The organism is Nocardia asiatica NBRC 100129 (assembly GCF_000308415.1).
In the GTDB taxonomy this organism is placed as follows: Bacteria; Actinomycetota; Actinomycetes; order Mycobacteriales; family Mycobacteriaceae; genus Nocardia; species Nocardia asiatica.
In genome coordinates, this window is the sequence record NZ_BAFS01000016.1 from 1 (window position 1) to 14085 (window position 14085).

Sequence of the window (14085 nt, forward strand, 5' to 3'; positions counted from 1 at the left end):
CAGGATGAACAGGGGGTGTTCGGCGTCGAAGGCTTCGGGTTCGTGGGTGGGGGAGGCGGGGGCGACGGTGTCGTGCCACCACAGGTCGCGGCCCTCGGTCCAGGGGACTTCGACGCCGGTGCGGCGTACCACCAGCACGTTTTCGACGCTGGAGGGCGTGTCGTCGTGGGCGAGGGCTTCGTCGACGGCTTGCTTGAGCGGGGCGGTTTTGCCGCGGCGCCATTGTCCGTCGGTGGTGATGATCAGGCGGGCGCGGGCGTCGTCTACGCGTTGGCGCAGGGCGGTGGGCGAGAATCCGGCGAAGACCACGGAGTGGGTCACACCGAGGCGGGCGCAGGCGAGCATGGCGATGAGGGCTTCGGGGATCATCGGCATGTAGATCGCGACGCGGTCGCCGGCGGTGAGGCCGAGTTCGGTGAGGTAGTTGGCGGCGCGGCAGACTTCGTGGAGTAGTTCGCGGTAGGTAATGGCGCGGGTGTCGCCGGGTTCGCCTTCGAAGTGGATGGCGATCTGGTCGCCGTGGCCGGCCAAGACGTGGCGGTCCAGGCAGTTGTAGGCGACGTTGAGTTTGCCGCCGACGAACCATTTGGCTACCGGCGCGTCACTCCAATCCAGCACCTGTGTCCACGGCTGATGCCAATGCAGCCGCCCGGCCTGCTCGGCCCAGAACGCGTCACGATCGGCCGCCGCCCGCTCGTGGAGTCCGGCGTCGGCGTTCGCCGCCGCGGCGAACTCCGCGGTGGGCGGGTACGAGTCTTTGTGGTCGGCGCTGGTTTCAGTCATCTCGTCTCTTCTTTCCACGTAGCCTGAGCGCTCGATTCGACGCAGCCGAGTTCGACAGTAATCAACTGTGACCCACGCCGCGCACGGTGTGGCGCCCGGGTCTTGGCGGCCTCGCGTCGCCGCGCTCCGCCCTCCCGGCGTCGGCGCGCAGCGCTCCCCGCTGACCTCCCCGTGGCAATATTCCAGCCGAATGGGCATTTCCGCAGGAAAGTCGGGGTGTTTCGGCGATGTTGCCGGATCGGTAACAAGTGCAACGAACTCGGATCAATCAGGTGACAGTGCCCGCGCCGGTCGTTACTCTGCCAACCACACAGGGGGATCGTGGCGGCATGCGCTGATGGACCCGCGCGCGTGGCGTCCGGCTCCCCCCTTCGCACCGGGAGGACGCGTTGAAATTCCACAGAGCGGTGGCGCTGACCGCGGCGGTCGTGCTGGCCGGTGGCCTCGGACTGTCCGCATGTTCCTCCGGTGACGGCGCCGACGCCGACATCGTCACCGTCAACGGCGGTGAGCCGCAGAATCCGCTGGTGCCCACCAACACCAACGAGAACATGGGCGGGCGGGTGGTCGACCGGCTGTTCGCGGGTCTGAAGTACTACGACGCCGCGGGCAAGGCGCACGACGAGATGGCGGAGTCGATCCAGACCACCGACCGCAAGAACTATCGGGTGACCATCAAACCCAACTGGAAGTTCACCGACGGCACCCCCGTGACGGCGAAGTCGTTCGTCGACGCCTGGAACTACGGGGCGCTCGGCAGCAACGCGCAGTTGCAGAGTTATGTGTTCGGTCCCATCGTCGGTTTCGACGAGGTGTCCGCGGAAAACCCCACCGCGCAGACGATGTCGGGGCTGAAGGTGATCGACGACCGCACCTTCACCATCGAGCTGAAAGCGCCCTCGATCGACTTCGAGACCGAACTGGGGTACGCGCCGTTCTATCCGTTGCCTGAAGCCGCGTTCAAGGACATCAAGGCCTTCGGGGAGAACCCGATCGGCAACGGCCCCTACAAGTTCGCGCGAAACGGGGCGTGGGAGCACAACGTCAAGATCGACCTCGCGCCCAATCCGGACTACCCCGGCGGCCGCCCGGCCAAGAACAAGGGGCTGCGGTTCGTGATGTACCAGTCCTTCGACACCGCCTACGCGGACCTGCAGGCGGGCAACCTGGACGCGCTCGACACCGTGCCCGACAGTGCGCTGACCTCCTACGAGCAGGATCTCGGCGACCGCGCGATCACCAAGCCCAGCGCGCAGAACCAGCACATCGGTATCCAGTCCAACGTCGCGCACTTCGCCGGTGCGGAAGGGCTGCTGCGGCGCCGGGCGATCTCCATGGCGATCAACCGGGAACAGATCGCGCAGAACATCTTTCACGGCACCCGCATTCCGGCGCGCGACTTCACCGCCAGCACGCTGCCCGGTTTCGAGCCGAATCTGCCCGGCTCGGAGGTGCTGAAGTACAACCCCGACGAGGCCAAGAAGGCATGGGCGCAGGCCGACGCGATCTCGCCGTGGTCGGGCCGCTACGAGATCGCCTACAACTCCGACGGCGGCCACCAGGCATGGATCGAGGCGGTGGCCAACAGCGTCAAGAACACCCTCGGCATCGATGCCGTCGGCACGCCGTACCCGACGTTCAAGAACATCCGCGACGAGGTGAACGCCCGCACCATCAACAAGGCGTTCCGTTACGGCTGGCAAGGCGACTATCCGACCATGCTGCAGTTCCTCACCTCGCAGTACTACAGCTACTCCGACACGAACAACGTCGACTACAAGAACCCCGAATTCGACCGCCTGCTCGATGCCGCCCTGGCCGCACCGACCCAGGAGGAGTCCTACAAGATCGTCGCGCAGGCGCAGGCCCTGCTGCTGCAGGACCTGGCCGACATCCCGGTGTTCGACTACGTGGCCGCGGCGGGACGCTCCGACCGGGTCGCCAAGGCCGAACTCGCCTGGAACGGTCTGTTCGACTTCGAGAACATCGAGAAGTAGCCGCTCGCCGCCCGGCGTCCGCGTGACGCTCGGCGGTGCTATCCGGGAGGTGCGATGGCCTGGTACGTCGGGCGGCGTCTGCTTCAGATGATCCCCGTGTTCCTCGGCGCGACGCTGCTCATCTATGCCCTGGTGTTCCTCGTCCCTGGCGACCCGATCCACGCGCTCGCCGGTGACAAGCCGATGACGCCCGCGGTGGAGGCGCAGCTGCGGGCGCGTTACCACCTGGACGAGCCCTTCATCGTGCAGTACCTGCTGTATCTGAAGGGCATCGTCACGCTGGACTTCGGCACCGCCTTCTCCGGCAGGCCGGTGCGGGACGAACTCGCGCGCGCGTTTCCGATCACCATCAAGCTGGCGTTCATGGCCGTGCTGATCGAATCGGTCTTCGGCGTGCTGTTCGGCCTGATCGCCGGGCTGCGCAAAGGCAAGCTGTTCGATTCGACGATGCTCGTGGTCAGCCTGATCGTCATCGCGGTGCCGGTCTTCGTGGTGGGCTTCCTCGCGCAGTATCTGCTCGGGGTCAAGTGGGGGGTCGCCCCGGTGACCGTCTCCGGGAAGGCGACGGTCGGCGAACTGCTGGTGCCCGCGTTCGTGCTCGGCTCGCTCTCGTTCGCCTACGTGCTGCGCCTGACGCGGAACTCGGTGGCGGAGAACATGTCCGCCGACTACGTGCGCACCGCGACCGCCAAGGGGCTGGGCAGGCCGCGCGTGGTGACCGTGCACATCCTGCGCAACTCGATGATCCCGGTGGTCACCTTCCTCGGCGCCGACCTGGGCGCGCTGATGGGCGGCGCGATCGTCACGGAGGGGATCTTCAACATCCCCGGTGTCGGCGGCACGCTGTATCAGGCCATCACCAGGGGGGAGCCGCCCACCGTGGTCTCCTTCGTCACGGTGCTGATCGTGATCTTCCTGCTCACGAACCTGATCGTCGACCTGCTCTACGCCGCACTCGACCCGAGGATCCGCTATGCCTGACCCGACCGAGTGCACGGCGCGCCGTGGCCAGGAGCATTTCGTCGCACCGGCCGACGAGGTCGAGGTGCTCGCCACCGACGCCGTGCTCGACGCGGGCGCGCCGAGCAGCATCTGGGGCGACGCGTGGCGGCAGCTGCGGCGCAACCCGATCTTCGTCGTGGCGGCGGTGTTGATCGTGTTCGTGCTGGTCGTGGTGATCTGGCCGGGGTTGTTCACCGATCAGGATCCGCGCTACTGCAACGGCGACTTCAGCATGGACCCGCGCAGCGTGGGCCACCCGTTCGGATTCGACAAGCAAGGCTGCGACATCTACGCCCGGACCGTCCACGGCGCACGGGCGTCGGTGCTGGCCGGGGTGGGCGCGACGCTGTTGTTCGTGCTGATCGGGGGAACGCTCGGGGCGCTGTCCGGGTTCTACGGCGGGCCGCTCGACTCGATCGTCTCGCGGGTCGCCGAGATCTTCTACGCGATCCCGCTCATGCTGGCCGCCATCGTGATCATGCAGCTGCTGGACGCGCGCACGATCTGGACCGTGATCGTCATCCTAGCCTCGTTCACCTGGCCGCAAGCGGCGCGGATCGCCCGCAGCGCGGTGATCCAAGCACAGAACAGCGATTACGTGACGGCGGCGAAAGCGCTCGGCGTCTCCCGATTCCAGACGCTGCTGCGTCACGTCCTGCCGAACGCGGCGGGACCGCTGATCGTGGTGACCACACTGTGGCTGGGCGTCTTCATCGTCACCGAGGCGACGCTGTCGTATCTCGGCGTCGGGCTGCCGCGCACGGTGGTGTCCTGGGGCGCGGACATCGCCACCGGGCAGAAGGAGATCCGCACATCGGCCATCCTGTTCTATCCGGCGACGGCGCTGGCGCTGACCGTGCTCAGCTTCATCATGCTGGGCGACGCCGTGCGCGACGCCCTCGACCCGAAGGCGAGGAAGCGATGAGTGACTCGGCGCGGCCGCTGCTGGAGATCACCGATCTGAACGTCGCTTTCACCGCCGACGGCAAGCCGGTGCCCGCGGTGCGGGATGTGAGCCTGTCGGTCTATCCCGGCCAGACCGTGGCCATCGTCGGCGAATCCGGTTCGGGCAAGTCGACCACCGCGCACGCGATCATCGACCTGCTGCCCGGCACAGGCCAGATCACCTCCGGCTCGATCCGATTCGACGGCAAGGAACTCACCGCCGCCTCCAAACGAGACATTGTCGCGGTTCGCGGCAGCGGAATCGGGCTGGTCCCGCAAGACCCGATGTCGAACCTGAACCCGGTGTGGAAGATCGGTTTCCAGATCCGCGAAACCCTCGAGGCCAACGGCATCGCGAAGGGCAAGGCCGCCGCGAAGCGGGCGGTCGAGCTGCTCGAGGAGGCGGGCATGCCCGACGCCGAACGCCGGGTCGGCCAGTACCCGCACGAGTTCTCCGGCGGTATGCGCCAGCGGGCGTTGATCGCGATCGGCCTGTCCTGCCGGCCCAAGCTGCTCATCGCCGACGAGCCGACCTCGGCGCTCGACGTGACGGTGCAGCGTCAGATCCTCGACCATCTCGAACACCTCACCGCCGACCTCGGCACCGCGGTCCTGTTGATCACCCACGACCTCGGCTTGGCGGCCGAGCGCGCCGAGCACCTGGTGGTGATGTATCGCGGCCGCGTCGTGGAATCCGGCCCCGCCCTGCGGATTCTGCGAGATCCCCAGCACCTGTACACCAAGCGGCTGGTGAGTTCGGCGCCCTCGCTGGCCGCGCAGCGCCGGTCGGCGGTGCGGCGCCGAGCCGAGATCCACGCGCAAGCCGTAGCGGCGGCGGCCGGCGACACGGCGGCGCCGGAGGACGTGGTGGTGGTCGAACACCTGACGAAGACGTTCCGCATGCGCGATCGCGCACCGTGGAAGTCGACCGAGTTCGTCGCCGTGGACGATGTGTCGTTCCGGCTGCGGCGCGGGTCGACCACCGCGATCGTCGGCGAATCCGGTTCCGGCAAGACGACAGTGGCGCGCATGGTGCTCGGTCTGCTCGAGCCCACCTCCGGCACGGTCACCTTCGACGGCGAAGACGTGGCCACCCTGGTCGGCAAGAGCGCTTTCGCGTTCCGGCGCCGGGTGCAGCCGATCTTCCAGGACCCGTACGGCTCGCTGGACCCGATGTACACCATCTACCGCACCATCGAGGAGCCGTTGCGGACCCACCGGATCGGCACTCCGGCGCAGCGGGAGGCGATGGTGCGAGAACTGCTCGACAAGGTCGCGCTGCCGGCCGGTGTCATGCGGCGCTACCCCAACGAGCTGTCCGGGGGGCAGCGCCAGCGCGTGGCGGTCGCGCGTGCGCTCGCGCTACGGCCGGAAGTGGTGGTGTGCGACGAGGCGGTCTCCGCGCTCGACGTCCTGGTGCAGGCGCAGATCCTGCGGCTGCTCAGCGAACTGCAGGCGGAGCTGGGACTGAGCTATCTGTTCATCACCCACGATCTGGCCGTCGTCCGGCAGATCGCCGACGACGTGCTGGTCATGCGGCGCGGCCGGGTGGTCGAAGCGGCGACCACCGACGAAGTGTTCGACGATCCCCAGCAGGAGTACACGCGCAAGCTGCTCGACGCGATCCCGGGACGCGATCTGCTGGCCGGGTAGCCGAGCCGGTCGCGCGGATCGCTGCGCATGGGCGCAAGTAGCCTCGTATCCCGTGACCGATCCGCTGCAGCCCCTCGTCGATCTGCCCGGTGTCCGGGACGCGGCCGACCGCGCCCGCGACGCGCTCGCCGAGGTGCACCGGCACAAAGCGAACCGGCGCGGCTGGCCGACCACGGCGGCCGAGGCCGCGGTGCGTGCCGCCCGATCCTCGGCGGCGATCGACGGCGGCAGCACGGACATCCCCGCCGACGGGCGCGTGGCCGACCCGATCCTGGCCGGATCGCTGCGCGTGGGGCAGGCGCTGGACGGCGACGCGCTGCGGAATCTGGTGGGCACCTGGCAGCGCGCTCCGCTGCAGGCGCTGGCGCGGCTGCATCTGCTCGCCGCGGCCGATCTGGTGGACCAGGAAGAAGGGCTCGGCAGGCCGCGCGGCGACTCGGGTGTGGCGCAGCGGCTGGATCTGCTGGCGCAGACGGTGCTCGGCTCGCGAGCGCCCGCGCCGGTGATCGCCGCCGTAGTACACGGTGAGCTACTGGCGCTGCGGCCGTTCGGCACGGCCGACGGGGTGGTCGCGCGGGCGGCCTCCAGGCTGGTCGCGGTGTCCAGTGGGCTGGACCCGCACAGCCTCGGCGTGCCGGAGGTGTTCTGGCTGCGGAGGCGTCAGGCGTATCTCGACGCGGCCGCCGGGTTCGCGACCGGGGATGCGGAGGCCGTGGGCGGCTGGGTGATCTACTGCTGCGGGGCGTTGGAGGACGGTGCGCGCGAGGCCACGTCGATCGCCGACTCGGCGGTGAATTGATCCCCCCGTACACGTCAAAGCGGGCGGCGTTGTCTGTCGACCTCACCGCCCGCGAGCACGGACTACCCGGTTACCAAGCGTGCTAGGTGGGTTGTGTTCTGCGGCCTCGGCGACAATCCGGACATCGGCCGGTTCATCCCCGCAACCTGTGCGAGGCCTTCGCCGTCGACTATCCGTATTTCGCAGGCCCACAACGCTTCTGCCCTTGTCGCGGCGCGCTCCGCGTGGGTGCCTGGTGTCCGTGCTGGGAAGAAGGGTCGGGAGACAGTGCCTTCTCTTCCGGTGCTGCCTTGGCCTTCCGTCCTTCCGTAGTTACCTTTCTACACTGTGACTGCACTCACATCAAGGGGTCGCAAGACATCGAATAATCGGCGTGTTTCGCGGCGTTTCGTGGTTAAATGCCTGGTCCTTCGCCCTGTCTGCTAAGTCGGCGAACCCTCCGGCAAGCATCCGGCGACCGAGGACGGCGCGAGCTCGGGCAGCCCGATCTCAGCGCCGGCGACGCAGCATCCGGTAGCTGATCGCGCCGGCCAGCACCGCGCTCAAGCCGACCGCGGCGGTGGCCGCCAGTGTCGTCGATGACGGCGCCTGGAAGCGCGCCCACAGCGACACGGGGTTGGAGAAGGTGAGGATCGGCCAGCCGCGCGCGGTGGCCTCGCGGCGCAGATTGCGATCCGGGTTGACCGCGGTGGGGTGGCCCACCGCGCCGAGCAGCGGCAGATCGGTGATCGAGTCGGAGTAGGCGTAGCAGCGGGTGAGGTCGTAACCCTCGCTGGCGGCGAGTTTCTCGACAGCGGTGACCTTGCCCTCGCCGTAGCAGTAGAACTCCACCTCGCCGGTGTACTTGCCGTCCGCCACGACCATCCGGGTGGCCGCCGTGTGCGAGGCGCCCAGCGCCGCCGCGATCGGGCCCACGATCTCCTCGCCGGAGGCCGAGACGATCACCACGTCGTGACCCCGGATCTTGTGGTCGGCGATCAGGTCGGCGGCCTCCGCGTAGATCAGCGGATCGACCAGCTCGTGCAGTGTCTCGGCCACAATGGATTTCACCTGTTCGACGTCCCACCCCGCGCACATGCTGGTCAGGTGGGCGCGCATCCGTTCCATCTGGTCGTGGTCGGCGCCGGAGAGCAGGAACAGGAAGTGGGCGTAGCTGCTCTCCAAGACGGCGCGCCGGTTCAGGAGCCCCTGCGCGTAGAAGGGCTTGCTGAACACGAACGTGCTCGACTTCGCGATCACGGTCTTGTCCAGATCGAAGAAGGCGGCGACGCGTCCGCCCGCGGTGGCTGAGTTGTCCACCTGACCAGGATAGGGGGCGGCCTCGCCTCCGCTGGGCCGGGCGGACTTCGTTCGGCGGGGCGGCACGCCTTCGGCGCGATCATGCCGACGTGCGCGTGTCGCGAGATCGCGCGGCTGTCTCGGCTTCGAGGGGGCTGCGCAACTGCCCGGGCAGCGCTGCTTCGGAACGGCTGAGTGTGATCGAGGATGGACGGGCCCGCCGTGCCTGTTATGTGGCTGTCTTGCCTTCGATCGGCCCAGATGGGCGGCGGATGGGCGCGGCTGAGCGCCTCCGGCTAGCGGTGTTCCGGCCGGTGCGTCCGCGGTGGGCGGCGCGGCGGAGAGGTTTGCCCCGCAGACGCCGGGGCTACGGCGGCCGCAAAGATGTCCGACGACAGACTTGCGTGGTGGCCGGGGCATGGGTGTAGTATTGCTGGCACCTGGACATGGTCCAGGCGCGTTCAGCCCGACCCCCCGGGGCTGAACCCGACGGCCCCAGCCTCCTCCCCCCCCGGCTGGGGCCGTCCTCTATTTCGGGGAAGGTTCGTAGGCCGCGTGGCTCGGGTGGTTGTCCACAGCTCGCGAGTTGTCCACATTCGGCATCCTGCCCTTTCTTTCCCTGGTCCAGTTCAGCGACGCTGACCTGCATGAACCTGGAAGCATCGGAGCCGAGCGGACCGCCGCCCGCCCTCGTGCTCATCGATGACGACCGGCTGCGCGACGAAGTCCGGCGAGTCGCGGCCGCAGCCGAACGGGCGCTCGACGAGCGGGCATACCCCGTCGGCAGACACGCTTGGACCGGCGCTCCGCTGGTGATCCTGGACACCCATGCGGCGCGGGAGGCGGCCGCGAGCGGCTATCTGCGCAGGACCGGCGTGGTGCTGGTAACCGACGGTGAGCCGGGTTTGCTCGATTGGCAGGCCGCCGCCTCGGTCGGGGCCGAGCGGGCTATCGCCCTGCCGGGCGCGGCGGTGGAGCTGATCGAGATGTTTGCTGAGTACGGCGAGCAGCGCGCGGGAGACGGCGTGGTGGTCGCCGTAGCGGGAGCGGGCGGCGGCGCCGGGGCGTCCACCCTGGCCGTCGCGATCGCGCTGCGCGCGGCCACCGAAGGGTTCCGGCGCGACACCTTGCTGGTCGACGGCGCACCCTTCGCCGGTGGCCTCGACCTGCTGCTCGGTATCGAGAACACGGCGGGCCTGCGCTGGCCCGACCTGGTGGTGGAGGACGGTCGCGTGTCCGCGGCGGCGCTGCACGGCGCACTGCCCGTCGCGGCGCCGGGGCTCGCGGTGTTGTCCTGCGGGCGCTGCGGTGCGGGACGGTTGCCGCGCGAGCTCGGCTCCGCCGGAGTTCGCGCGGTGATCGAAGCGGGCCGGGCCGCAGGCGATTTCGTAGTTTGCGATATTTCGGGCGAGCGCGGGGCACATGCCGACCAGATGCTCGACTCCGCGGATCTGGTGGTCTTGATCGTTCCGGCGCGCCTGCGAGCGGTCGCCGCCGCCGAAGCGGTATCGGCCTATATCGCTCGGCGAAACCCGAACCAGGGCTTGATCGTCCGCGGGCCTGCACCCGGCGGGCTACGCGGAGGCGAGGTCGCCGAGGTGCTCGACCTTCCGCTGCTGGCTGCCGTCGGCGCCCAGGCCGGTCTGGCGCACCGCCTGGAGCGCGGCGGCCTCTCGCTCCGCCGCCGCGGCCCGCTGCGCGATGCCGCCGACGCCGTGCTCGATGTGCTCAGCGCGTCACCCGGGCAGCGGCGATGAGCGCGATACTTACCAGCGAGCTGCTGGACCGGGTACGGGAGCGATTGGCCGGCGAAACCGGCGATCCGGATCCGGCGCAGGTCGCCGCCGCTATCCGCGCCGAGGCGGGCGGGGTGCTCGGCGACACCGACCTGCTGCGGGCGCTGCGGTTGTTGCAGACCGAGCTGACCGGCGCGGGCGTACTCGAACCGCTGCTGCACGATCCGCATGTCGCCGACGTTCTGGTAACCGGTCCGGACGCGGTCTGGATCGACCGCGGGCATGGTCTGGAGAAGACCGCCATCACCTTCTCCGACGAGGCCGCCGTCCGGCGGCTGGCGCAGCGCTTGGCGCTGTCGGCAGGGCGGCGACTCGACGACGCGCAGCCGTGGGTGGACGGCCGACTGGCCGGAACCGGTGCGGCGCTGGGGGACTCGTTCGGTGTCCGCTTGCACGCGGTACTCGCGCCGGTCGCGCACGGCGGCACCTGCCTGTCACTACGTGTGCTGCGCCCGGCCACGCAGGGGCTCGACGCACTCGCGGCGGCAGGTTCGGTACCCGCCGCGGCGAAGGTGCTACTGAAGCGAATCGTCCGGGCGCGGTTGGCATTCCTCGTGGTCGGCGGCACCGGGGCAGGAAAGACGACGCTGCTGTCGGGCCTGCTCGCCACGGTTGATCCGTCCGAGCGGATCGTCTGCGTCGAAGATGCCGCCGAACTCGCGCCGCCGCATCCCCACGTGGTCCGCTTGGTCGCCAGAACGGCGAACGTGGAAGGTGCCGGCGAGGTCACGGTCCGCGACCTGGTCCGGCAAGCGCTGCGTATGCGGCCCGACCGAATCGTGGTCGGCGAGGTCAGGGGCGCCGAGGTGGTCGACTTGCTGACCGCGTTGAACACCGGTCACGACGGCGGGGCGGGCACCGTGCACGCCAACTCGCCGCGGGAGGTCCCGGCCCGCCTGGAGGCCCTGGCCGCGCTGGGTGGAATGGATCGAGCGGCGCTGCACAGCCAACTCGCCGCCGCGGTGCAGGTCGTCCTGCATGTGCACCGACGATCCGACGGCTCGCGTCGGCTGCGCGAGATCGGTCTCGTGCACCGCACCGAAGCGGGACGCGTGCGCATCACACCGGCCTGGCACGAGACGGATGCGGCGCCCGCCGCCGCGGACCTGTCCAGCCTGCTCACCGAACGGCTCGAAGAATGAGCGGCGCGGTGTTGTGCCTCGCCTCGGCGCTGCTCGTTTATCCAGCGCCGCGGCCCCGGCGTCGATTCGGTCAGCTGTTCACCGTGCGCAAGGGGCATCGGAGGCCGCACCGGGGGACCGTCTTCCGGGTCGGTGCGGTCACAGGCGTCGTCATCGCGCTCGTCGTCTTCGGGGCAGGTCCGTTCCTCGCAGCGGGTTTGATCGCCGGAACGGTCGGGCTGCGAGTCCGTCGGGCCGCCCGGGACCTGCACAGGGACAACGAGCGCAGGCACCTGCTCGACGCCTTGGAGGCCGTGACAGCCGAGTTGCGCGTCGGCGCGCACCCGAGTGCGGCCGCCGAAGTGACGGCGCGGGAGGCGCGAGGCGATTCGGCACGCGCGTTCGCCGTCGGCGCCGCCCGCAGTCGGCTGGGTGGCTCGGCGGCGGAGGGGCTGCGCTGCCCGGATTCCGCTGTCGCCGCCGAGTTTTCCCGTGTCGCGGGCGCATGGCAGGTGGCCGAGCAGCACGGTTTGGCACTGGCCGAACTGCTGTCGGCAGCCCGGACGGATCTCGCGGGGCGCATCCGATTCCACGGCCGCACCACCGCCGCGCTGGCCGGCGCACGCGCCACTGCCGCGGTTCTGGCTTGCTTGCCGTTTCTCGGCATAGCGCTGGGCCAACTGATGGGTGCGTCACCGCTGCACGTTCTGTTCAGGTCGCCCGCCGGGACGGTGTTGCTGCCGCTGGGTGCGGGCCTGGCCTGCGTGGGCTTGCTGTGGAGCGATGCCATCACGCGAAAGGTTCTGATATGAGGAGTATTTCGATGGCACCTCGGGGTCGGTGGACTGTTCGGCGAAAGTCGTCGGCCGCGAAGGGGGAGCCGGGGTGTCAAGGGCGGAGGCGCGGAGGCCAGCCCGGTCGAGCGGATGTTCTCCTGCCAGTCGTGGTCGGCATCGCTGTCGCGCGCGACATGGCGACCGATAGTGCACGGAATTGTCGAGCAACGGTATTGACGAGGGAGACTGCCGATGGTGTCGATTTCCGAGACGGCACTGCCGTTACTGCTGGTGGCGGCCGCATTGGCACTGCTGCCAGGGCGGGTGGCTGTCAGCCGACGGCTGCATGCCCTCGGCCGAACGCGGCACGAACCGGCGGCCTCGTCGGGCCGGGGAAACCGGGGGACCGATCCGCTGGTTGCCGCCTCGGTTCTCGACCTGCTGGCCGCCTGCCTGCGCGCCGGGCTTCCGATGGCCGCCGCCGCGCGGGCCGTGGCGCCGGAAGCGCCGGAATCACTGGGCGAAGCTTTGCGACGGGCGGCGGACCTGCTGGCCCTGGGTGCCGATGCGACCACGGCCTGGGAACAGGTCGCCCGGGATGCGAACGGGCGTCCCGGCGCCGAGGAAATCGAGTCACTGGCCCGGATGGCACGCCGTTCGGCGCGGTCCGGCTCGTCACTGGCCGCCGCGGTCACAGAGCTGGCCGAGCAGCGCCGCTCGGCGGTCGAGGACTCGGCAGCCGCGCGGGCGGAGCGCGCAGGCGTACTGATCGGCGGCCCCCTCGGTCTGTGCTTCCTGCCTGCCTTCGTCTGCCTCGGCATCGTCCCGGTCGTCATCGGCTTGGCGGGCCGAGTACTCGACGGCGGTCTGCTGTAGCCGATTCACACGGTGCGGTCGCGCCGCGCCCGGTGCGGGCTCGAGAGCATGCGCGCGATGGGCTCGCGCCGGTTCGTCGGGTTACGGCATACCCGGACTCGAGACCCGCGCGGCGGCCTGGAAGTGGGCACTGGCGGAAAGGCAGGAGTGCGCTGGTTGTTCTGCCACGAGCTGTGGCGGGAGGAGCGGGTTCGGGTAGCGGCACGACCTTTCCCATCGGGGCGGGTCGGCTGCGCGGCCACGTTCGTACTCACCGTCTCTGCCTCGAGGCGGGAAGGGCACCGCGTGACTGGTCCGGCTCCCTGCGGTTGGCCCGTTCGGCGGTGCCCCGGCAATCCGGTGTTCCGATGGCTGCTCCGCGCGAAGTGTCGTCGCAGGCGTTCGGCGGTGTCGCTCTTGCGCTTCCGTGTACTGCTGCTGTCGATGAGCAAGCGGTCGCGAGCGGACCGCCCGTTCAGCGGCCGCCGAACCCGCCACAGTTCGGCGCTGTCCACGGGGCGGGGCGCACCGGGTTGTGGCCGGTGCCGAAGGTGGCTGGTGGCCAAGTTCATACGGAACGGGGGTGCCTGACGTGGCTCCGTCGGCCGCCGGAGGAAGCGTGCTCGGGCGGAACGGCCGCACGAGCCGGAAAGGAGGAATCGGGTGCGTATCGAGGGGGTGGCGAGGTCCGTGGGCCGCAGACTGAGGGCTGTATATATGGGCCTGCGTGCACGAGTGCTGCGGGCGGTGGTCGCGGAGGACGGCATGAGCACGGCCGAGTATGCGATCGGCACGATCGCGGCGGCGGCGTTCGGCGCGGTGCTCTACGGCGTGGTGACAGGCGACAGCATCGTGGACGCGCTGACGAAGATCATCGATCGGGCGCTCAACACATCGGTGTAGCCGCGTCACGGTGGTGCCGTGCCGCGCCGGGACCGGCCGACGACCGAGGCGCGGTGACGGTCGAGGCCGCGCTCGCACTCACCGCTGTCCTCGCCGCCGTCGTGCTCTGTCTCGGTGCTCTGCTGGCGGCGTCGACACAGGTCCGCTGTGTCGACGCCGCTCGTGAGGCGGCCCGAC

General features: G+C 69.6%; 13 protein-coding genes. 11 read left to right on the forward strand and 2 right to left on the reverse strand.

Annotation, left to right across the window (positions count from 1 at the left end; translation table 11 throughout):
• The coding region (locus ON27_RS01880) for an AMP-binding protein (RefSeq protein ID WP_043718433.1) at positions 1-783 on the reverse strand (783 nt) is incomplete at its 3' end.
• A 389-nt stretch (positions 784-1172) separates the two neighbouring features.
• Here ON27_RS01880 and ON27_RS01885 point away from each other — a divergent pair.
• From ON27_RS01885 to ON27_RS01905, 5 genes are read left to right on the forward strand one after another with little or no spacing between them, the layout of a single operon-like run.
• The gene (locus ON27_RS01885; RefSeq protein ID WP_245559748.1) at positions 1173-2780 is read left to right on the forward strand and encodes a peptide ABC transporter substrate-binding protein; all 1608 of its coding nucleotides are present in this window, start codon (positions 1173-1175) and stop codon (positions 2778-2780) included.
• Positions 2781-2834: 54 nt separating this feature from the next.
• Positions 2835-3761, forward strand: coding sequence for an ABC transporter permease (locus ON27_RS01890; protein ID WP_043718408.1), 927 nt, complete (start codon positions 2835-2837; stop codon positions 3759-3761).
• Complete coding sequence (locus tag ON27_RS01895; RefSeq protein ID WP_043718410.1) at positions 3754-4707, forward strand: ABC transporter permease; 954 nt, start codon at positions 3754-3756, stop codon at positions 4705-4707. Before ON27_RS01890 ends, ON27_RS01895 begins: the two co-directional genes overlap by 8 nt.
• Positions 4704-6380 (forward strand): dipeptide ABC transporter ATP-binding protein, encoded by a 1677-nt coding sequence (locus tag ON27_RS01900; RefSeq protein WP_043718413.1) that lies wholly within the window; start codon positions 4704-4706, stop codon positions 6378-6380. The genes ON27_RS01895 and ON27_RS01900 overlap by 4 nt, the downstream gene beginning before the upstream one ends.
• 52 nt (positions 6381-6432) lie before the next feature.
• A complete protein-coding gene (locus tag ON27_RS01905) occupies positions 6433-7179 on the forward strand; it encodes a Fic family protein (RefSeq protein WP_043718416.1) in 747 nt (248 codons plus the stop codon).
• Positions 7180-7668: 489 nt separating this feature from the next.
• Here ON27_RS01905 and ON27_RS01910 read toward each other — a convergent pair whose 3' ends face one another.
• Positions 7669-8478, reverse strand: a complete 810-nt coding sequence (locus ON27_RS01910) for an HAD-IB family hydrolase (protein WP_043718419.1) — start codon at positions 8476-8478, stop codon at positions 7669-7671.
• 626 nt (positions 8479-9104) lie between these two features.
• Here ON27_RS01910 and ssd point away from each other — a divergent pair.
• The 6 genes from ssd to ON27_RS45325 form a co-directional block, all read left to right on the forward strand.
• Complete coding sequence (gene ssd / locus ON27_RS01915) at positions 9105-10214, forward strand: septum site-determining protein Ssd (RefSeq protein ID WP_051046130.1); 1110 nt, start codon at positions 9105-9107, stop codon at positions 10212-10214.
• The gene (locus ON27_RS01920; RefSeq protein WP_043718424.1) at positions 10211-11395 is read left to right on the forward strand and encodes a TadA family conjugal transfer-associated ATPase; all 1185 of its coding nucleotides are present in this window, start codon (positions 10211-10213) and stop codon (positions 11393-11395) included. Before ssd ends, ON27_RS01920 begins: the two co-directional genes overlap by 4 nt.
• Entirely contained in the window at positions 11392-12186 is a 795-nt protein-coding gene (locus ON27_RS01925; protein ID WP_043718426.1) for a type II secretion system F family protein, read from the forward strand. Before ON27_RS01920 ends, ON27_RS01925 begins: the two co-directional genes overlap by 4 nt.
• Before the next feature lie 216 nt (positions 12187-12402).
• A complete protein-coding gene (locus ON27_RS01930) occupies positions 12403-13026 on the forward strand; it encodes a type II secretion system F family protein (RefSeq protein WP_043718428.1) in 624 nt (207 codons plus the stop codon).
• Between the two features lie 696 nt (positions 13027-13722).
• On the forward strand, positions 13723-13908 hold the full coding sequence (locus tag ON27_RS01935; RefSeq protein ID WP_043718430.1) for a DUF4244 domain-containing protein: 186 nt from the start codon (positions 13723-13725) through the stop codon (positions 13906-13908).
• 53 nt (positions 13909-13961) lie between these two features.
• Positions 13962-14085, forward strand: a 124-nt coding sequence (locus ON27_RS45325) for a TadE family type IV pilus minor pilin (protein ID WP_281032753.1), incomplete at its 3' end; no start/stop codon positions are given.